The sequence below is a fragment of the Qipengyuania sp. BR81-2 genome (assembly GCF_055693895.1).
This window is the reverse complement of sequence record NZ_CM146344.1, coordinates 980,819-999,045: the sequence shown is the minus strand read 5'-3', so window position 1 is coordinate 999,045 and position 18,227 is coordinate 980,819. Positions and strand designations below refer to the sequence as shown.

General features: G+C 63.1%; 18 protein-coding genes. 10 read left to right on the top strand and 8 right to left on the bottom strand.

Features of this window, described 5'->3' with window-relative positions; all coding sequences use genetic code 11:
- Positions 1-75: 75 nt before the first annotated feature.
- The 3 genes from ctrA to lptB form a co-directional block, all read right to left on the bottom strand.
- Positions 76-771, bottom strand: coding sequence for a response regulator transcription factor CtrA (ctrA, locus tag ACZ1G8_RS04860; RefSeq protein ID WP_090477376.1), 696 nt, complete (start codon positions 769-771; stop codon positions 76-78).
- A gap of 144 nt (positions 772-915) precedes the next feature.
- Positions 916-2,370: an RNA polymerase factor sigma-54 gene (rpoN, locus tag ACZ1G8_RS04855; protein WP_472680681.1), complete on the bottom strand. Its 1,455-nt coding sequence runs from the start codon at positions 2,368-2,370 to the stop codon at positions 916-918.
- Between the two features lie 27 nt (positions 2,371-2,397).
- Positions 2,398-3,183, bottom strand: a complete 786-nt coding sequence (lptB, locus tag ACZ1G8_RS04850) for an LPS export ABC transporter ATP-binding protein (RefSeq protein ID WP_221427488.1) — start codon at positions 3,181-3,183, stop codon at positions 2,398-2,400.
- 177 nt (positions 3,184-3,360) lie between these two features.
- Between lptB and ACZ1G8_RS04845 the strand changes: the two genes are divergently transcribed.
- The 3 genes from ACZ1G8_RS04845 to ACZ1G8_RS04835 all read left to right on the top strand — a co-directional run bounded on the left by ACZ1G8_RS04845 (position 3,361) and on the right by ACZ1G8_RS04835 (position 6,594).
- The gene (locus ACZ1G8_RS04845) at positions 3,361-3,729 is read left to right on the top strand and encodes a hypothetical protein (RefSeq protein WP_472680679.1); all 369 of its coding nucleotides are present in this window, start codon (positions 3,361-3,363) and stop codon (positions 3,727-3,729) included.
- A 67-nt stretch (positions 3,730-3,796) separates the two neighbouring features.
- Positions 3,797-5,143: a TldD/PmbA family protein gene (locus ACZ1G8_RS04840; RefSeq protein WP_472680677.1), complete on the top strand. Its 1,347-nt coding sequence runs from the start codon at positions 3,797-3,799 to the stop codon at positions 5,141-5,143.
- Positions 5,140-6,594 carry a BON domain-containing protein gene (locus ACZ1G8_RS04835; RefSeq protein WP_472680675.1) on the top strand — a complete coding sequence of 485 codons (1,455 nt, stop codon included), beginning with the start codon at positions 5,140-5,142 and terminating at the stop codon, positions 6,592-6,594. Before ACZ1G8_RS04840 ends, ACZ1G8_RS04835 begins: the two co-directional genes overlap by 4 nt.
- On the opposite strand, the gene ppa is transcribed toward ACZ1G8_RS04835, so the two are convergent.
- The gene (gene ppa, locus ACZ1G8_RS04830) at positions 6,573-7,109 is read right to left on the bottom strand and encodes an inorganic diphosphatase (RefSeq protein WP_221427492.1); all 537 of its coding nucleotides are present in this window, start codon (positions 7,107-7,109) and stop codon (positions 6,573-6,575) included. The genes ACZ1G8_RS04835 and ppa overlap by 22 nt on opposite strands.
- Before the next feature lie 121 nt (positions 7,110-7,230).
- Between ppa and hisS the strand changes: the two genes are divergently transcribed.
- The 6 genes from hisS (at position 7,231) to metK (ending at position 14,191) form a co-directional block, all read left to right on the top strand.
- Entirely contained in the window at positions 7,231-8,466 is a 1,236-nt protein-coding gene (gene hisS, locus ACZ1G8_RS04825) for a histidine--tRNA ligase (RefSeq protein WP_472680673.1), read from the top strand.
- 2 nt (positions 8,467-8,468) lie between these two features.
- Positions 8,469-9,536 carry a peptide chain release factor 1 gene (gene prfA, locus ACZ1G8_RS04820; RefSeq protein WP_472680671.1) on the top strand — a complete coding sequence of 356 codons (1,068 nt, stop codon included), beginning with the start codon at positions 8,469-8,471 and terminating at the stop codon, positions 9,534-9,536.
- Positions 9,529-10,365 (top strand): peptide chain release factor N(5)-glutamine methyltransferase, encoded by an 837-nt coding sequence (gene prmC / locus ACZ1G8_RS04815; RefSeq protein WP_472680669.1) that lies wholly within the window; start codon positions 9,529-9,531, stop codon positions 10,363-10,365. The genes prfA and prmC overlap by 8 nt, the downstream gene beginning before the upstream one ends.
- A 239-nt stretch (positions 10,366-10,604) precedes the next feature.
- A complete protein-coding gene (locus ACZ1G8_RS04810) occupies positions 10,605-11,264 on the top strand; it encodes a DUF4167 domain-containing protein (RefSeq protein WP_472680668.1) in 660 nt (219 codons plus the stop codon).
- 61 nt (positions 11,265-11,325) lie between these two features.
- Entirely contained in the window at positions 11,326-12,921 is a 1,596-nt protein-coding gene (gene lnt / locus ACZ1G8_RS04805; RefSeq protein ID WP_472680666.1) for an apolipoprotein N-acyltransferase, read from the top strand.
- 31 nt (positions 12,922-12,952) lie between these two features.
- Complete coding sequence (gene metK, locus ACZ1G8_RS04800; RefSeq protein ID WP_472680664.1) at positions 12,953-14,191, top strand: methionine adenosyltransferase; 1,239 nt, start codon at positions 12,953-12,955, stop codon at positions 14,189-14,191.
- Positions 14,192-14,193: 2 nt separating this feature from the next.
- Here the strand turns inward: metK and ACZ1G8_RS04795 are convergent, their stop codons facing one another.
- Genes ACZ1G8_RS04795 through ACZ1G8_RS04780 form a run of 4 tightly spaced genes read right to left on the bottom strand, consistent with a single transcriptional unit; the run spans position 14,194 to position 17,632 of the window.
- On the bottom strand, positions 14,194-15,342 hold the full coding sequence (locus tag ACZ1G8_RS04795) for a CaiB/BaiF CoA transferase family protein (protein ID WP_472680663.1): 1,149 nt from the start codon (positions 15,340-15,342) through the stop codon (positions 14,194-14,196).
- A gap of 7 nt (positions 15,343-15,349) precedes the next feature.
- On the bottom strand, positions 15,350-16,015 hold the full coding sequence (locus ACZ1G8_RS04790) for a 3-oxoacid CoA-transferase subunit B (protein ID WP_472680662.1): 666 nt from the start codon (positions 16,013-16,015) through the stop codon (positions 15,350-15,352).
- 1 nt (position 16,016) lies between these two features.
- A complete protein-coding gene (locus tag ACZ1G8_RS04785; RefSeq protein ID WP_472680660.1) occupies positions 16,017-16,925 on the bottom strand; it encodes a 5'-nucleotidase, lipoprotein e(P4) family in 909 nt (302 codons plus the stop codon).
- On the bottom strand, positions 16,925-17,632 hold the full coding sequence (locus tag ACZ1G8_RS04780) for a CoA transferase subunit A (RefSeq protein ID WP_221427502.1): 708 nt from the start codon (positions 17,630-17,632) through the stop codon (positions 16,925-16,927). The genes ACZ1G8_RS04785 and ACZ1G8_RS04780 overlap by 1 nt, the downstream gene beginning before the upstream one ends.
- A gap of 71 nt (positions 17,633-17,703) precedes the next feature.
- Between ACZ1G8_RS04780 and ACZ1G8_RS04775 the strand changes: the two genes are divergently transcribed.
- Positions 17,704-18,165 (top strand): hypothetical protein, encoded by a 462-nt coding sequence (locus tag ACZ1G8_RS04775; protein WP_472680658.1) that lies wholly within the window; start codon positions 17,704-17,706, stop codon positions 18,163-18,165.
- The last annotated feature ends 62 nt before the right edge of the window (positions 18,166-18,227 follow it).

Here is an 18,227-nt window from a genome sequence, read left to right as displayed (position 1 = left end):
TTCCACTATAAATACAAAGCTCCGGGGCCTTTCGGCCGCCGGAGCTTCCTCCCGTCAACTAGACGGTCAAGTAATTCAGGCGGCTTCTGCCTCTTCGTTCGGATCGCGCAGAACATATCCACGGCCCCAAACGGTCTCGATGTAGTTCTCGCCGCCACAAGCATGGCTGAGCTTCTTGCGCAGCTTGCAGATGAAGACGTCGATAATCTTGAGTTCGGGCTCGTCCATGCCGCCATAAAGGTGGTTCAGGAACATTTCCTTGGTCAGCGTGGTGCCCTTGCGGAGCGAAAGCAGCTCCAGCATCGCATATTCCTTGCCGGTGAGATGGACGCGAGCACCGTCGACTTCGACGGTCTTCGCATCGAGGTTCACGGCAAGCTTGCCGGTACGGATGATCGACTGGCTGTGGCCCTTCGAGCGGCGCACCACGGCGTGGATGCGAGCGATGAGCTCTTCACGGTGGAACGGCTTGGTGACGTAATCGTCGGCGCCGAAGCCGAAGCTGCGGATCTTCGAATCCATTTCGGCGATACCGGACAGGATGAGAACCGGCGTCTGGACCTTGGCGACGCGGAGCTTCTTGAGCACGTCGTAGCCATGCATGTCCGGAAGGTTCAGATCGAGCAGGATGATATCGTAATCATACAGCTTGCCCAGATCGAGGCCCTCTTCGCCCAGGTCGGTCGAGTAGACATTGAAGCCTTCGGTCGTGAGCATGAGCTCGATCGCTTTGGCGGTTGTCGGTTCGTCTTCGATCAGCAGTACACGCATGGGTTAGTCCCCCTAGCCCTGTTTCCCCGGCCCCGATGAGGGGCTTTGTCTTCGTTAACCAATATGGGTGTGAATGGAAAAGGTTAACGTGAGGTAAAAGCCGTTAACTTTTTCGACTGTTGTCGGGCTGCACCAGTCACTGCATCAAATGTTACGAAGCTTCTTCTCGCGGCGCCTTTGCGCGCTCGATCCGATGCCGATCGCTTCGCGATATTTCGCCACCGTCCGGCGGGCGAGATCGAAGCCCTCCTCGTTAAGCAGATCGGCAAGTTTCTGGTCGGACAGGACTTTCTTGGGGTCCTCCGCATCGCACAAGGCCCTGATGCGCGCCTTGATCGCCTCGCTGCTGGCGCCTTCACCGTCGGCTGCCGCAACCCCGCTAGAGAAGAAATACTTCATCTCGAAGGTCCCGCGCGGGCAGGAGAGATATTTATTGCTGGTGACGCGGCTGACCGTCGATTCGTGCATCTCGATCTTCTCCGCCACCTCGCGCAGGGTGAGCGGGCGCATTGCTGAAACACCCTCTCGGAAGAAGCCTTCCTGCAGAGTGACGATCTCGCTCGCGGTCTTGAGGATCGTCTTCTGGCGCTGGTCCAGCGCACGGATCAGCCAGTCGGCCTCGCCCAGCTGTTCGTTCAGCCAAGCACGCGAGGCCTTGTCGCGCGCGCCCGCTTCCAGTTCGACGTAATATTCGCGGTTGACCACGAGGCGGGGCAGGCTCGCTTCGTTGATGCGGATCTGCCAGCCGCCACCATCGGAAGGCGAGACGAGCACATCCGGCACGATCGCCGCCTCGCTCTCGCCGCCATAGCGGCACCCCGGCTTGGGATCGTACCCCCTCAGCTCGGCGAGCATGTCGGCGAAATCTTCCTCGTCGACCTCGCACAGCCGCCGGAGGCGCGCGATGTCGCCGCTCGCGAGGAGGTCGAGATTCTCAATGAGCCGCGCCATGCACGGATCGTAGCGGTCGGCCTCCTTGGCCTGCAGCTTGAGGCACTCCTGCAAGGAACGCGCGCCGACACCAGTCGGATCGAGCGATTGGACCAGTTCGAGTGCATCCTCAACCTCGACCAGCGGCGCGCCGAGGTCGTCGGCAAGGTCGCGCAGGGAAGTATGGAGATAACCTGCCTCGTCGAGCTCGTGGACGATGCGGTTGGCGATAATCGCTTCGCTTGGAGAATAGGACAGGGCGCCGATCTGGTCGGACAGGTGTTCGGCGAGGCTTGGCCCGTCGCTGGATCGGTTCTCAAGATCGGGCAGGCCATCGATTGCGCCGCCGCTGCCGGGCGTCTGCGCCCAGTCGCCGCTGTCGCCGGGAGCCGCTTCGGTGGTGCGGGCATATTCGGCGATATCGAGCGCGGATTCGCCATCGAAATCGGGGGTCGCCTCGTGCTCTGATGGCTGCGTCTCGCCCGTATCCTCGCCCTTTTCGTGACGGACCTCTCCGATCTCGAGCAGCGGATTGCTCTCAAGCGCATCGGCCACGAAGGTCTCGATTTCGAGATTGGACAGCGCCAGCAGCTTGATCGCCTGCTGGAGCTGCGGCGTCATAACCAGCGATTGCGTTTGCCGTAGGTCTAGCCTCGGACCGAGCGCCATGACCTCAACTCCAGGCGCGCGCCGTCATCACAGCGTGAAATTTTCGCCGAGGTAGAGACGCTTCACGTTCTCGTCGGCGACCAGCGCTTCGGGTGTGCCGGCGAATAGGACCTGCCCGCCATAGATGATGCAGGCGCGGTCGACGATTTCGAGGGTCTCGCGCACGTTGTGGTCGGTGATCAGGACGCCGATGCCGCGTGTCTTGAGGTCCTTCACCAGGTCGCGAATGTCGCTGATCGAGAGCGGATCGATCCCTGCGAAAGGCTCGTCGAGCAGCATGATCGAGGGCTTCGCAGCGAGTGCTCGCGCGATTTCGGCGCGGCGGCGCTCACCACCCGAAAGCGCCATGGCGGGGCTTTCGCGCAGGCGGGTGAGGCCGAATTCGTCGAGCAGTCGGTCGAGTTCGGCAGCGCGCGTGTCAGGATCGGGTTCGACCATTTCGAGCACGCAATTGATGTTCTGCTCGACCGTCATGCCGCGGAAAATGCTCGTTTCCTGCGGCAGGTAGCCGAGGCCGAGGATCGCGCGGCGATACATGGGCAGGTTGGTCACATCCTCACCGTCCATGAGAATACGGCCGGCGTCGGGGCGCACGAGGCCCATAATCGAGTAGAAGCAGGTGGTCTTGCCGGCACCGTTCGGGCCGAGCAGGCCAAGCACCTCGCCCTTGCCGACGGTCAGCGAGATATCGGTCAGGACCTGCCGCTTGTCGTAGCTCTTGGCGATGGAGATCACTTCCAGTCCGCCCTGCGGAATGGGCGGGGCAGCGTCGTGTACGGCTTCGTTGTCAGCGCTCAGGAGATCTTCGGCCATGCGCAGGGCCATAGCATGGAGAACCTGCAGGAAAACCCCCGTAGGCCATCCTAATCGACGAATTGGCAAGATTCGTGCATGAACGGGTCGAAGTGCAGCAATCTGCGCACTGACGCTTGCCATGCTGCAACATTTTTGAAACTATCGGAGTCGCTAGGAAGTCTGGGGAGACTGAGAATGGGCGAGGCAATCGAGAACAGCCACGAGCACGAGCATCAGCGCGACTGGCGCAAGGCGATGAGCGACAATGTGGCCACGGCCCTCATTGTCTATACCGGCCTTCAGATTTTCGTGACCGTCAATGCCCTCAAGGAGGGCAGCTCCTCGACGCTTCCATATTTTGCCCTCGTCATCCTCGTTGCAGCCATCATCCCGGCATGCCGCTGGTTCGAAAAGCGTTGGAAAGACCTTTCCGATGCCGAGGCGGCCGACGAGGACCTGCGTCCCGCGTTTCGCCGCGACCAGTTCCTTCTCTGGGCACTGGCCATCGGCTTGCCCTTTGTCCTCACCGGGCTCCTGAAGGCAATTTTTGCCGCTACTGCCTGAGGCTTGCACCACACGCCGCACCTCCCTAGCCGGACCCCAAGACCGGAATTCGGAGTTGTGACCCCAGATGATTGATCATGAAACTGCTCTGGCGCGCTGCCAGGACCTAGTCGCGCTGGCCCAGCGGATGGGGGCCGACGCGGCCGATGCCGTTGCGCGCGCGAACTCTTCGGAATCGGTGAGCGTGCGGCTCGGCGATCTCGAAGCGGTCGAGCGTTCGGAGAGCGAAGAGATCGGCCTCAGGGTGTTCGTCGGCAAGCGTTCGGCCTCGATCAATACCAGCGACTTTGCGCCTGAGGGACTGAAGGCGCTTGCAGAACGGGCGGTCGAGATGGCTCGTCACGCGCCCGAGGACGAATACGCAGGCCTGGCCCCCGAGGATCGCCATTTTACCGGCGAAATGCCCGAGCTCGAGCTTGCCGATTCCGCCGAACCCGGCCCTGAGACGCTGCGCGAGATGGCGCTCGCGACCGAGGATGCCGCGAGGGCGGTGGAAGGTGTCACGAACAGCAATGGCGCCGGCGTCAGCGCCGACCGATCGGTGGTCGCGCTCGCCACTTCGACCGGTTTCGCGCGCGGGTATGAAGGGACCGGCTTCTCGCTTTCGGCTAGCATGGTCGCAGGCGAAGGCGGCGACATGCAGACCGACTACGCGCAACGCGGTGCACGCTTTCTCGCAGACCTGCCGCCAGCCGCCGAGATCGGGCGAGAAGCTGGAGAGCGCACAATCGCAAAACTCGACCCCAAGTCGATGCCGAGCGAGAAATTCCCGGTCGTCCTCGACCCGCGTATCGGCGGCGGACTGATCGGCCACCTGATCGGCGCGATCGGCGGACCGGCTATCGCGCGCAAATCCAGTTTCCTGCTCGGTCACGAGGATGAACAGCTGTTCGATAGCGGTATCGAGATCATCGAGGAGCCACATCGCAAGCGCGGCCTGCGTTCGCGGCCCTTCGATGCCGAAGGCGTCGCCTGCACGCCGCGCAAGATCATCGAAGGGGGCAGGCTGACCGGCTGGCTGACCAATGTGGCGTCGGCCAACCAGCTCGGCCTGGCGCTGACGGGGCATGCCGGCCGCGGCGGCGGCGGTGCACCTGGGATCAGCACAAGCAATCTTCACATGCCTGCAGGCGACGTCAGTCCCGAACAGCTCATGTCCGATATCGAGGACGGTCTCTATGTCACCTCGCTCTTCGGCCAGGGGGTCAACATGGTCACGGGTGATTACAGCCGCGGTGCAACGGGTTTCCGTATCCGGAACGGCCAAATCGCCGAACCGCTTGCGGAAATCACGATAGCTGGCAATCTCAAGGACATGTTCCGTGCCCTCACTCCGGCAAACGATCTCGAGATGATCCGTTCGGTCAACGTGCCGACGCTCCGCATCGACGGCATGACGGTGGCCGGCGAATGAAGCGACTGCTCGCCAGCCTTCTTCTCCTGGCGGCGACACCCGCTGCAGCGCTGCTTCCAGCCACGCCCGAGCCCGAAGTACCCGCCGAGGTCGAAATACCGGTCCAGACGATTGAGGACACGCAGGACGAAGGCGCCGACGAGCGCATCGCAGAACGCATAAGGGGCATCTTCTCGGAGCTTCCCGCATTCGATGACGTGACGATCGATGTCAGCCAGGGAGTGGTTACCCTGTCGGGCACCGTTCCCGACCAGGAAGCCGTGGCGCGCGCCGAGGCGATTGCTGCACGGGTCTCCGGGGTCGTGACAGTCGAGAACGACCTCGAGCGCGACCTGTCGATCTCGGGTGACGGTTCGGGCATCGCTGGCTTGGCGGATCGCTGGAACAGCTTCATCGAGATGTTGCCATTGATCGGCCTTGCGCTCGGCATCTGGGCGATCATTTCGTTCATCGGATACCTGATCGCGGGATGGTCCTGGTTCTGGCAAAGGGTCGCCCCCAACGGTTTCCTCGCAGAGCTTATTGCCAGCGCAATCCGCTTCATCTTCGTGGTAGGCGGCCTCGTCGTCGCGCTCGACATCCTTGGAGCCGGGGCCCTGCTTGGCGCTGTTTTGGGCGGCGCGGGTGTGATCGGCCTCGCGCTCGGTTTCGCGCTGCGCGAGACGATCGAGAACTACCTTGCGTCATTGATGCTTAGCTTGCGCCAGCCATTCCGTGCAAACGATCACGTGCTGATCGACCAGTTGGAAGGCCGGGTCATCCGCCTGACAAGCCGTGCAACCGTGCTCATGACGCTCGACGGCAACCACCTGCGCATTCCCAACGGACAGGTCTTCCGCGCAGTGATAACGAATTTCACCCGAAATCCGCAGCGGCGCTTCCAGTTCGATCTCGGGGTCGATGCCGACGACGACGCACGTGCTGCACGCCAGCTCGGCAGCGACAAGCTCGCCGCGCTCGATTTCGTGCTCGACGAACCGGCGCCCGAGGCCCGGATTGTCGAAGTGGGTGACAGCAATGTGGTGATCCGCTTCCTCGGCTGGATCGACCAAACCAAGGCGGATTGGTTCAAGTCGCAGAGCGTGGCGATCGTAACCGTCAAGAAGGCGCTCGAGGATGCCGGCTTCGGTCTGCCCGAACCGATCTATCGCGTCCGTTTCGATCCGCGTTCGGCTGCCGTTCCTTTCGAGAACATCATGGAGGGCAAGGCGAGGAGCGAGCCTTCCCAGCCGAAGAAGGAAGTACGACAGGTCACCGCTCCCGAGGTCGACGAGGACGTGCGGCCTGCCGACGAAATTGCGGAAATGGTGGAGCGGGAGCGGCGCGAAAGCGGTGGAGAGCAGGACAAGGACCTGCTCGATCTCGTCACGGCCCGTCGAATAGGCGTACCGCCAAGAAGAAGGGGCGCCTTTCAGCGCCCCTGCGGTGATCAGTTTTTCGTGTTCTCGTAGCGCTCGATACATTCGAGCACGATGCGCTTGGCATCCTCGGCATCGCCCCAATTGCCTATGCGCACCCACTTCTCGGCCTCGAGGTCCTTGTAGTGGGTGAAGAAGTGCTCGATCTGCTGGAAGATGATCGAAGGCAGGTCCTTCGTCTGGCCGACGTCGGAGTAATAGGGGAACGTCGTGTCGACCGGCACGCAGATCAGCTTTTCGTCGCCGCCATGCTCGTCTTCGAGGTTGAGCACGCCAATCGGGCGCGCACGCACCACACAGCCCGGGATGAAGGGCGAGCGCGAGATGACCAGCGCGTCGAGCGGGTCGCCGTCGTCCGAAAGCGTATGCGGGATGAAGCCGTAGTTCGCCGGATAGCGCATCGGCGTGTGCAGGATGCGGTCGACGAACAGCGCGCCGCTTTCCTTGTCGAACTCGTATTTCACCGGTTCGCCGCCGGTGGGAACTTCGATGATGACGTTCAGGCTTTCGGGCGGATTATCGCCCACGGGGATCTTGTCGATGCGCATTTAGGCTCTCTAGCTTGCGTGTTTATTATGTCGGCCCCTCTCCCCAGAAAGACTTCGCCGCGCGCCCTAGCGCCTTGAGAGGCATTGCGGAAGGGGGACGATGGTCGTAATCGCGCCTCCCATGCCAAAGACACCGCAAGCAATCCGTGGAACGCAGGACATTTTCGGACCCGACGCCGAGGCATTCGCCTTTGTCGTCGATACATTCGAGCGCGTGCGCAAGCTCTACCGCTTCCGCCGGGTCGAAATGCCGGTCTTCGAGAAAACGGAAGTTTTCAGTCGCGCGATCGGCGAGACGACCGACGTTGTGTCGAAGGAAATGTATTCGTTCGACGATCGCGGCGGCGAATCGCTGACGCTGCGACCAGAGTTCACTGCGGGCATCGCGCGCGCCTATCTTTCGAACGGCTGGCAGCAGCACGCGCCCCTCAAGGTCGCGGCGCACGGACCGCTGTTCAGGTACGAGCGTCCGCAGAAAGGTCGCTACCGCCAGTTCCACCAGATCGATGCGGAGATCATCGGTGCGGCAGAGCCGCAGGCCGATGTCGAACTTCTCGCCATGGCCGACCAGCTTCTGAAGGAACTCGGCATCGAGGGCGTGACGCTGCACCTCAATACGCTGGGTGACGGTGATAGCCGCGAAGCCTGGCGCGCTGCGCTGGTCGAGCACTTCCGCGCGGTGAAGGACGAATTGTCCGAGGATTCTCAGGAGCGGCTGGAAAAGAACCCGCTGCGCATCCTCGATTCGAAAGACCGGCGCGACCAGCGCTTTGTCGCCGATGCGCCGAAGATCGACCAGTTCCTCTCCGACGACGCTCGCGCCTTCTTCGACGCGGTGACGAGCGGCCTCGATGCGGCAGGCGTGAAATGGACGCGTGCCGAAAGCCTTGTGCGCGGCCTCGACTATTATCGCCACACGGCCTTCGAATTCATTCCCGACGAGGGCAGCGAAGCGGCTGGCAGGCTCGGCAGCCAGAGCACGATTCTCGGTGGTGGCCGCTATGACGGCCTGATGGAAAGCCTCGGCGGAGCGCCGACTCCTGCCGTGGGTTGGGCTGCAGGCATTGAGCGCCTAGCCATGCTGGTCGGTGACAAAAGCGAACCCAATGCAGACGTGATCGTCGTCGTCGAGAACGACGAGCTTGTCGACCGCGCGATTACCGCCGTCGGAAAGATCAGGGCTGCGGGTCACTCGGCCGAACTTATAGCCTCGGGAAGCCCGCGTAAGCGCTTCGACAAGGCAGTGAAGGCGGGCGCGGAGAAGATCGTTGCCTTCGCTATCCGTGACGGCGCGGAACATGTGCGCATCAAGGCGGACAAACATGCCACCGAATCGCTCGAGAAGCTGCTCGACTGATCATGCAGGTTCCTGCCGAACGCCTAGACCAGATTGCCAACCGCTTCGCCGAGCTCGAGGCGCGGATGGCCTCGGGCACGCTCGAGGGTGACGAGTTCGTCAAGGCGAGCCGCGATTATGCCGAGCTCGAACCCGTCGCCAAGGTCGCTGCCGAGGTGAAGGCGGCGCGCGAGGAGATCGCGAGCCTCGAGGAAATGCTCGCCGATCCTGAGATGAAGGCCATGGCCGAGGAAGAGCTGGCCGCGCTGCGCGAGCGTCTTCCCGAAGCCGAGCGCGCGCTTTCTATTGCAATGCTCCCGCGCGACAGCGCTGACAACAAGCCCGCCATGCTGGAAATCCGCGCAGGTACGGGCGGTGACGAGGCGGCGCTCTTCGCGGGCGATCTGTACCGCATGTACGAGCGCTTCGCGGCCGAGCAGGGCTGGAAAGTCGAGCCGGTCAGCATGAATGCGAGCGAAGTCGGCGGCTTCAAGGAAATCGTTGCCAACGTCACCGGCACGGGCGTGTTCGCCAAGCTCAAGTTCGAAAGCGGCGTGCACCGCGTCCAGCGCGTGCCCGAAACGGAGAGCGGCGGGCGTATCCACACCTCTGCGGCGACCGTGGCGGTGCTCCCGCAGCCCGACGAGGTCGATATCGACATCGCTCCAGGCGACCTCAAGATCGACACCTATCGCGCCAGTGGCGCGGGCGGGCAGCATGTCAACACGACCGACAGCGCCGTGCGCATCACGCACGAACCTTCCGGCCTCGTCGTGACCTGCCAGGACGAGCGCAGCCAGCAGAAGAACCGCGTGAAGGCTATGCAGGTGCTCCGCGCGCGTCTCTACGAGAAGATGCGCGACGAGGCGCAGGGTGCCGAGGCCGAAGCGCGCAAGGCCATGGTCGGCAGCGGCGACCGGTCCGAGCGCATCCGCACCTACAACTTCCCGCAAGGACGCGTGACCGACCACCGGATCGGCCTGACGCTGCACAAGCTGCCCGAAATCATCGCTGGGCCGGGCCTTGGCGAGATGGTGGACGCGCTGATCGCCGAGGACGAGGCGAAGCGGCTCGCCGCGCTCAATGACTGACGCTGCTCGCCCGACAGTCGCCGATGCCATCCGCGCCGCATCGGACCGGCTTTCCCAGACCAGCGAAACCGCGCGGCTCGATGCCGAACTAATCATGGCGCATGTCCTCGGAATTGCGCGATCAGACATGCTCCTGCGCGCAATGCGGGACGAGGCTCCGGCGGAGTTCGGGGCGCTGGTGGACAGGCGCGCCAGATGCGAGCCTGTCGCCCATATCCTCGGGCATCAGGAGTTTTATGGCCGCGAGTTCTTTGTTACGCCCGATACGCTGATCCCGCGCGGAGACAGCGAAGTACTGGTCGAGGCCGCGCTCGAGCTGAAGCATGACGCGGAGCGCGTTCTCGATCTCGGTACAGGAAGCGGCGCCTTGCTCCTCAGCGTGGTTGCGGAGACGCGGGCATTGGGTGTCGGTACCGACCGGTCGCCTGCCGCTCTCGCGGTGGCCCACGACAATGCCGACCGGCTGGGCATAGAGGATCGAGTGCGTTTCCACCTCCTCGACTGGCGGAAAGAGGGATGGGCAGACGATCTCGGCCGCTTCGACCTGATCCTGTGCAATCCGCCCTATGTCGAGGAAGCGGCGCAGTTGGACAGGGATGTGCGCGAATTCGAACCGCACTCGGCGCTCTTTGCAGGACCAGAGGGTCTCGACGACTATCGTATCATCATTCCGCAATTGCGGAATTTAATGACCGACCGGGGCGTAGCGATTCTCGAAATCGGACATGAACAATCCGGCGCTGTGAGTGAAATTGCGCGTGCGGCAGGCTTCGAAGTTGCGCTCAGGCGCGACCTTGCAAACCGTCCACGCGCCCTGATTTTGACATAAAGGGGTTGGCAAAGCCGATTCGAGGCTTTACCTCTGGCCATAGGCCAGTGGTGCGCGGACGTGTCCGACCCGCCGGTTCTAAGCTCCGACATTGCAGTTCCGGTGCGTGCCAAACGGCTCGTATACCATGCACAAACAGGGGCGCGCATGCTGCGAGAGGGCGCAGCGTGTTCGATGGGCAAGGCGGATAACAGGCGAGCCGAGGGTTCGCGCCGCGCCATTAAAAGGACGAGTATTCCTTGAACAGCAATCGCAACAACCGTCGCCGCGGTCGTAACAACAACCGCAACCAGGGCGGCGGCAATTCTGCCAACCGGATCGACAGCCGGGCACGGGGCAACGCGCCCCAGCTTCTCGACAAGTACAAGAAGCTTGCACAGGACGCCCAGCACAATGGCGACCGCGTCCAGGCCGAGTACTATCTTCAGTTCGCCGACCACTATTTCCGCGTGATCGCCGACAACAAGGCCCGCCAGGAAGAGGCCAAGGCCAAGCGCAACGAAGATCGCGGCCAGAACCAGTCGGACGATGACGATTCCGACGATGACGGTGACGATCGCCGCAAGGGCCGCAAGGCTCGCGGTCGCCGTGATGACGACCAGGGTCAGCAGCAGGACGGCCGCGGCCGCAAGCCCCGCCGCAGCTCGAACGACGATGACGGCGACGACTTCGAGCCCGCCGACAATCCCTTCACCCGCAAGGACGACGAGGACGAGGCTCCGAAGAAGCGTCGTGCCCCTCGCAAGGCGAAGAAGGGCGAAGAAGGCGCGCCAGGCAATGAGGGCGAGATCGATGTATCGGCCCTTCCGCCGGCCATCGGTACCGACGATGACAAGCCGGCACCGCGTCGTCGCAGCCGCAAGCCTGCAGAAGACGAGGACGTGAGCGCGGTCGGCTGATCGCGCTCGCCCATCTCACTTTTCCTTGCCAACGCCGCCGCCTGACGTAACAGGCGGGGCGATGGATCGTATCACCGAGTTCATGGTGCGCCGCCCAAGATGGAGCGCGCTCCTGCTGGGGCTGGTTTCGGCAACCGGCTTCCAGCCCCTGCATATCTGGCCACTCGCGCTCGCTGCGATGGGTGCGCTCGTCTGGCTCGTTCACCGGCAAGAGAGCGCGAGAAGCGCCTTCTTCGTCGGCTGGGTGTTCGGCGTTGCGCATTTCACGCTGACCAACAACTGGATCGCGACGGCCTTCACCTACCAGGCCGAGTTGCCCGCTGCGCTCGGCTGGGCGGCGGTCCCGCTGCTGTCCCTCTACCTCGCAGTATATCCGGGACTGGCGGCACTTGCGGGCTGGCTGATCGCGAGAAAGCAGAAGCTGCCCGTATTTTCGCTCGCCTTCGGGGCCGCCTGGATCGCCGCCGAATGGCTGCGCAGCTGGGTCTTCACCGGCTATGCCTGGGGTCCGTTCTCGATGGCATTCCTGGGAGACTGGGAGCGGGCAGGTCTGGCGGGACTGCTCCCTGCGACAGGCACTTACGCACTGTCCGGCATCGCGGTCGCGATTTCGGGCCTGCTGGCATGGTCGCTCGCCAGCCGCAGGTGGATTGCCCTTGCCGCAATCATAGTGGTGTTCTCCGCGGGCATGTTCTGGCCGGCCCCTGCCGAAGAGGACGGCTTCCTTCCGGTCACGCTGGTGCAGCCGAACCTGCGGCAGGAAGAACTCGACGACCCGAGCAAGTTCGAAGAACAGTTCCAGCGCATTGCAGCGCTCAGCAGGCCGGAAAAACCCGTCAGCCGGCGGCTTGTCCTGTGGCCCGAGAGCGGCGTTCCCGACTACCTGCGCGAAGGATATCCGCGGCGCTACTACGTCCAGATGACTGCCGGCGGGGACCCGGCATTCGCCCGCTATCGTATCGGGCAGACGATCGGCGAGGGCAGCCTGCTGCTGACCGGAGCTGTCGATCTCGAAATCGGTGAAGTCGACGGCCGCGAGCGCGCGACCGGGGCCTATAATGCGATCACCCCGATCGATGCGGAGGGCAATCTCGGCCAGCGCTACGCCAAGGCACATCTGGTGCCTTATGGTGAATACCTGCCGCTGCGCAGCTGGCTTGAGCCGTTCGGCCTCAGGCGGCTTGTGGCTGGCTCCATCGACTTCATTCCCGGACCCGGACCGCAGACTTTCGACTTCGGCGACTGGGGCAAGGCAGGCATGCAGATCTGCTACGAGATTGTCTTCTCCGGCGAGGTCGCGGAGCGCGGGAACCGCCCGGATTACATCTTCAACCCGTCCAACGACGGCTGGTTCGGCACATGGGGGCCGCCGCAGCACCTGGCGCAAGCGCGCATGCGAGCAGTGGAGGAGGGGCTACCAGTCCTCCGCGCCACTACTACCGGCATCAGCGCCATCATCGACGCGCGCGGCATCGTTCGTCACGCAATCGGCAGGAACGAGGCGGCGCGGATCGACGCAGTGGTTCCGCCCGCTGGCGAGCCTACTCTTTTTGCCCGTTTCGGGCACTGGCTGACACTATTTTGGGGTATAGTTCTTTTAGCCGTTTCGCTGGTTGCAAGTCGGCTTTCTGCCCGCTACCAACCTGACCACACTTAAAGTTATCTTTATATCTTTTATCGGGGTCTCCATGCGCACCAATTACCTGTTCACGTCCGAGAGTGTTTCCGAAGGGCATCCCGACAAGGTCTCCGACCAGATTTCGGACGCCATCGTCGACCTGATGCTTGCGAAAGACCCGGAATCGCGCGTCGCTTGCGAAACTATGACGACCACGCAGCGCGTCATCCTCTCGGGCGAGATCCGGTGTGCCCCGATGTACGACAAGAAAAACCCCGACTGGGCCGACAACGGCGGCTGGGCTCCGGGCGCGAAGGACGAGATCGAGCAGGCGGTGCGCCGCACCGTGCGCGAAATCGGCTACGAGCAGGACGGGTTCCACTGGAACACGCTGACCTTCGAGAACCACCTGCACGGCCAGTCCTCGGAAATCGCGCAGGGCGTCGACGCAAGCGGCAACAAGGACGAGGGCGCAGGCGACCAGGGTATCATGTTCGGCTTCGCCTGCGACGAAACTCCCGACCTCATGCCGGCTACGCTCGACTACAGCCACAAGATTCTCGAGCGCCTTGCCGAAGACCGCAAGAACGGCACTGCGCCCTTCCTTGAGCCCGACGCCAAGAGCCAGCTTTCGCTGCGCTACGAAGACGGCAAACCGGTCGCCTGCACCGCAATCGTCGTCTCGACGCAGCACGGCAAGGGTTACCACGAGGGCGAAAAGGAAGCCGAGCTCAAGTCCTATGTGAAGAAGGTCGTCACCGAAATCCTGCCCGAAGGCTGGGTGTCGGACGAGACCGAGTGGCACATCAACCCGACCGGTGCCTTCGAAATCGGCGGGCCCGATGGTGACGCAGGTCTCACCGGACGCAAGATCATCGTCGACACCTACGGCGGTGCGGCCCCGCATGGCGGCGGCGCATTCAGCGGCAAGGACCCGACCAAGGTCGACCGTTCGGCCGCTTACATCACGCGCTATCTCGCGAAGAATATCGTCGCTGCCGGCCTCGCCAAGCGCTGCACCATCCAGCTCTCCTACGCGATCGGTGTCTCCAAGCCGCTCTCGCTCTATGTCGACACGCACGGCACCTGCGCCGAAGGCGTGACCGACGAAGCGCTCGAAAAAGCGATTGCTGGCATCGACAAGCTCGGCGGCCTGACCCCGCGCGGTATCCGCACGCATCTCGGCCTCAACAAGCCGATCTATCGCAAGAGCGCGGCCTACGGCCACTTCGGTCGCACCGCAGACGGCGATTTCTTCCCCTGGGAGCGGACCGACCTGGTCGACGATCTCAAGGCGGCGCTGGCCTGATCTCAATTGGGGTCGTGTTGCCCCTTGGTGGGTGATGCGACCTCGAGCGCAAGCTCGGCATCGGAAAACACGAACGGGCTGCGCACGCCCGGCATGCCTTCAGGCATGACCTTCATTCCGCGCGCCTTGATCTGCGGATCGGCGAAGACTTCGTCGATGTCGTTGATCGGTCCTGCGGGGATGCCGCTTTGCGCGCAGGCTGAGAGAAGGTCGTCTCGTGTCCATTGTGCGGTGGCTTCGGCGATCAGCGCGTCAACCTCTTCGCGGTTCGCGACGCGGTTCGCATTGGTCGAATAGCGCTCGTCTTCCAGCAGGTCAGTGCGTTCGAGCACGGTCAACAGCTTGCGGAACAGCGCATCGTTGGCAGGGGCGAGCACGACCTTGCCGTCCTTGGTCGGAAACACGCCATAGGCGCTCACCTGCGCATGCGCATTGCCCATGCGCGGCGGGTTCTCGCCCGTGGCAAGGTAGCTCATCGCCTGGTTAGCGAGCAGGCCGACCGAGCAATCGAGCAGGCTGATGTCGATCCACTGACCCTTGCCGGTACGGTGCCGCATGAGCAGCGCCGACTGGACTGCGTTGGCAGCCCATAGTCCGCAGGACAGGTCGCTGATCGAGACACCCATCTTCATCGGATCTCCATCCGGCTCTCCGGTGAGGGCCATGAAACCGCTCATTGCCTGGATGACGAAATCATATCCCGGCTCGTCGCGTCGCGGGCCCTCCTGCCCGAAGCCGGTGATCGAACAATAGACGAGCTCCGGATTGGCCTTTGCTAGTGTCTCGTAATCGAGGCCGAACTTGGCGAGACCGCCGGGCTTGAAATTCTCCAGCACAACGTCCGCTCCGGCCGCCAACTCCGCCACACGGGCGAGGTCTTCTCCGTTGCGAAAATCGGCCACGATACCGCGCTTCCCGCGATTGCAGGCATGGTAGTAAGCGCTGGTTCTTTCGCCCGCGTGTTCGACCCAGGGTGGGCCCCAGATACGCGTATTGTCGCCTTCGGGGCTCTCGACCTTGATCACATCGGCGCCGAGATCTGCGAGGATCTGCCCTGCCCAAGGACCGGCCAGCACCCGTGCCAGTTCGAGCACCTTAAGCCCTGCAAGCGGGGCCCTCTCGTTGCGCGGATGGTCGAGCCACTCGGCCATTGCTGCCTCAGCCGAGAGCGACCTCGTATTTCGCAGTCGTGCTGTTCGCGATATCCTCCTCGGTCACACCAGGTGCGAGCTCGATGAGGCGGAACGGACTGTCGTGATCCTTGCGGTGAAATACGCCGAAGTTGGTGATGATCATGTCGACCACGTTCTGTCCCGTGAGCGGAAGCGTGCATTCGGGAATGAACTTGGGATCGCCCGCCTTGCTGGTGTGATCCATGACCACGATGATCTTCTTCACACCGGCGACGAGATCCATCGCGCCGCCCATGCCCTTGATCATCTTGCCCGGGATCATCCAGTTGGCGATGTCGCCGTTCTCGGCCACTTCCATCGCGCCGAGCACGGTGAGGTCGATGTGACCGCCGCGGATCATCGCGAAGCTCTGCGAGCTGTCGAAATAGGCCGAATGAGGCAGTTCGCTGATCGTCTGCTTACCAGCATTGATCAGGTCGGCATCCACATCGTCCGGAAAGGGAAAGGGGCCGATGCCGAGCATGCCGTTTTCGCTCTGCAGCGTGACATGCATGCCTTCGGGAATGTGGTTGGCGACCAGCGTCGGAATGCCGATGCCGAGGTTGACGTAATAGCCGTCCTCGAGCTCCTGCGCGGCGCGGGCAGCCATCTGGTTGCGGTCCCAACCGGTGCGGGCTTGCGTATCGGTCATGTCAGTTGCCTTCATTCATGATTGCGGGCGCATCTGCAGGCGCGGTCTCGGGGCTCCAGCGGGTGCCTTCGGGGAAGACTTCGCCCATCGTGCCCTTGAGCGAGTAGCCGTAGACGGGGTTGGGCAGGACGAACCAGCCATTGCCCCAAAGCTGGGCGAGATCGCCGCGTGCTGCCAGCTCACGCCGCTCGGGCGGTGTGCGGCTGTCGTCGTTGAACACATCGGCGAAGTCGCCGAGATTATCACCTGCAAGCGCGATTACGCAGTAGCGTTCTGCGATCAGCGCGCGGCGGCCGTCCTTGTCGCCGCTGTCGACGCCGTCATCACCGCGCAGGAACAGCGTGTCGCGATGGATCGCCTCGCCGAGACCGGCAGCGGCAATCGCCCGCGCGGCGCCTTCGGGGCTGAATTCGCGATTGGTGTTGAAGACGGGCGTGATTCCGGCTTCGCGCAGGCGGCGGATGCCGGTGACCGCGCCGGGCACCGGGCGAACATAGCTGGCGCCGGTCCTTTCCCAGATCTCCCAGGTCGGCTTGGTGAACTCGTTGCCCGTCGAGGCCGACCAGTATTCGTAACCCTGGTTGAGGATAACCGTCTCGTCGACGTCGAAGACGACCGCGAGCGGCTTCCAGCTGTCGCCGCGTGCACAGCTCTGCGGCTCCGCGACGTCGCCGCCGATGCCCATGGCTACCGACTGCGGGATGCGGCGTTCGCGGCTGCGTGCGATCGCATAGTCGGCAATGCCGCGCCATGCCTGGATCGAGGCGCCTGCCGCTTCGCCCGAACCGTAGAGCCACTGCATGCTGGAGGGAGCGGGCGCATCGAGACCCGTCGCGGGTGCGGCGGCATCGGGCACGGTCTGGCATGCGGCCAGCGAGAGCGCGGCAAGCGAAACGAGTGCGGCGCGCATTACGCGGTCTCCCGTTCGCGTGTCGTCACGAATTCGATCTTCTTGTCGTAGGGCGCGCCCACGATCATGCGCTGGACATAGACGCCCGGCAGGTGGATGCAGTCCGGATCGAGGCTGCCGGTCGGGACGATTTCCTCGACCTCGACGATGCAGACCTTGCCGCAGGTCGCTGCCGGCTGGTTGAAGTTGCGTGCGGTCTTGCGGAACACGAGGTTGCCCGTCTCGTCCGCCTTCCACGCCTTCACAATGGCGAGATCGGCGAAGATTCCGCGCTCGAGGATGTAATCCTCGCCGTCGAAGGTCTTCACTTCCTTGCCCTCGGCGACCTGCGTTCCGACGCCCGTCTTGGTGTAGAAGCCGGGAATGCCGGCACCGCCTGCGCGCATGCGCTCGGCAAGCGTACCCTGCGGGCAGAACTCTACCTCGAGCTCACCGGACAGGAATTGCCGCTCGAACTCCTTGTTTTCACCGACATAGCTGGAAATCATCTTCTTTACCTGCTGCGTGCGCAGCAGCATGCCGATGCCCTCGTTGTCGATCCCGGCATTGTTGCTGGCGAAGGTCAGCCCCTTCACCCCGCTCTCGCGGATCGCCTCGAGCAGTCGCTCGGGGATGCCGCAGAGGCCGAAGCCCCCGCTGGCTATCAGCATGTCGTCGTGCAATAGCCCCTCAAGGGCGGAAGCGGCATCTGGAAAGAGCTTGTTCATCGGTCCTCCGTTACAAGCGAGGCTGCTAGCGCCCGCCCGCGACTGTGTCACCCCCGGATGAAGGAGAGCCGATGATACGCCTTGCAGCCCTGGCAGCCCTCGTGCCCTTTCTCGCCGCCTGTGAGCCGGAGCCGACCCCGGATGCGCAACCGCCGATGCCGCAGCCACAGGTCTTGGAACGCGAGAACGAGCGCCTCGGCCACCTTGCCGGTTCCCCGCGATCGGGTGACTTCAAGGTGAATTTCAGCGAGCCTTTCATACAATTCGAGAACCGCGGTGAAGAGATGTCGATCAGCCAGCCCTATGGCGGCCCGGGCTACCGCGTGGTGGACGTATTGCGAGGGGGCGACGAAACGACCTGGATTTTCCGCGGACTCGAAGGCGCTGTGCCGGGGGAAGAGCCTTTCATCCTGACGATCGAAAAACTTCCCTGCACCAATCCGCTGACAGGTGACCAGACCGACTATGTGGCAACACTCGGAACGTCTCTGGAGCCGCAAAAAGCGCGATCCTGTGCTGCACCTGCGAGGTAAGTGACAGCCTCGATGTCTTAAAAAACATGGAGTTGCGTGCTTAGAGTTGCGTTTCAGTCAAC

Coding starts and splice junctions, on each gene's coding strand:
- lptB (WP_221427488.1), bottom strand. CDS start 3,183: ATGGCCGAAGATCTCCTGAGCGCTGACAACGAAGCCGTACACGACGCT.
- rpoN (WP_472680681.1), bottom strand. CDS start 2,370: ATGGCGCTCGGTCCGAGGCTAGACCTACGGCAAACGCAATCGCTGGTT.
- hisS (WP_472680673.1), top strand. CDS start 7,231: ATGCCAAAGACACCGCAAGCAATCCGTGGAACGCAGGACATTTTCGGA.
- lnt (WP_472680666.1), top strand. CDS start 11,326: ATGGATCGTATCACCGAGTTCATGGTGCGCCGCCCAAGATGGAGCGCG.
- ppa (WP_221427492.1), bottom strand. CDS start 7,109: ATGCGCATCGACAAGATCCCCGTGGGCGATAATCCGCCCGAAAGCCTG.
- ACZ1G8_RS04790 (WP_472680662.1), bottom strand. CDS start 16,015: ATGACCGATACGCAAGCCCGCACCGGTTGGGACCGCAACCAGATGGCT.
- ACZ1G8_RS04835 (WP_472680675.1), top strand. CDS start 5,140: ATGAAGCGACTGCTCGCCAGCCTTCTTCTCCTGGCGGCGACACCCGCT.
- ACZ1G8_RS04780 (WP_221427502.1), bottom strand. CDS start 17,632: ATGAACAAGCTCTTTCCAGATGCCGCTTCCGCCCTTGAGGGGCTATTG.
- ACZ1G8_RS04840 (WP_472680677.1), top strand. CDS start 3,797: ATGATTGATCATGAAACTGCTCTGGCGCGCTGCCAGGACCTAGTCGCG.
- ACZ1G8_RS04795 (WP_472680663.1), bottom strand. CDS start 15,342: ATGGCCGAGTGGCTCGACCATCCGCGCAACGAGAGGGCCCCGCTTGCA.
- ACZ1G8_RS04845 (WP_472680679.1), top strand. CDS start 3,361: ATGGGCGAGGCAATCGAGAACAGCCACGAGCACGAGCATCAGCGCGAC.
- ACZ1G8_RS04775 (WP_472680658.1), top strand. CDS start 17,704: ATGATACGCCTTGCAGCCCTGGCAGCCCTCGTGCCCTTTCTCGCCGCC.
- prfA (WP_472680671.1), top strand. CDS start 8,469: ATGCAGGTTCCTGCCGAACGCCTAGACCAGATTGCCAACCGCTTCGCC.
- ACZ1G8_RS04785 (WP_472680660.1), bottom strand. CDS start 16,925: ATGCGCGCCGCACTCGTTTCGCTTGCCGCGCTCTCGCTGGCCGCATGC.
- prmC (WP_472680669.1), top strand. CDS start 9,529: ATGACTGACGCTGCTCGCCCGACAGTCGCCGATGCCATCCGCGCCGCA.
- ctrA (WP_090477376.1), bottom strand. CDS start 771: ATGCGTGTACTGCTGATCGAAGACGAACCGACAACCGCCAAAGCGATC.
- metK (WP_472680664.1), top strand. CDS start 12,953: ATGCGCACCAATTACCTGTTCACGTCCGAGAGTGTTTCCGAAGGGCAT.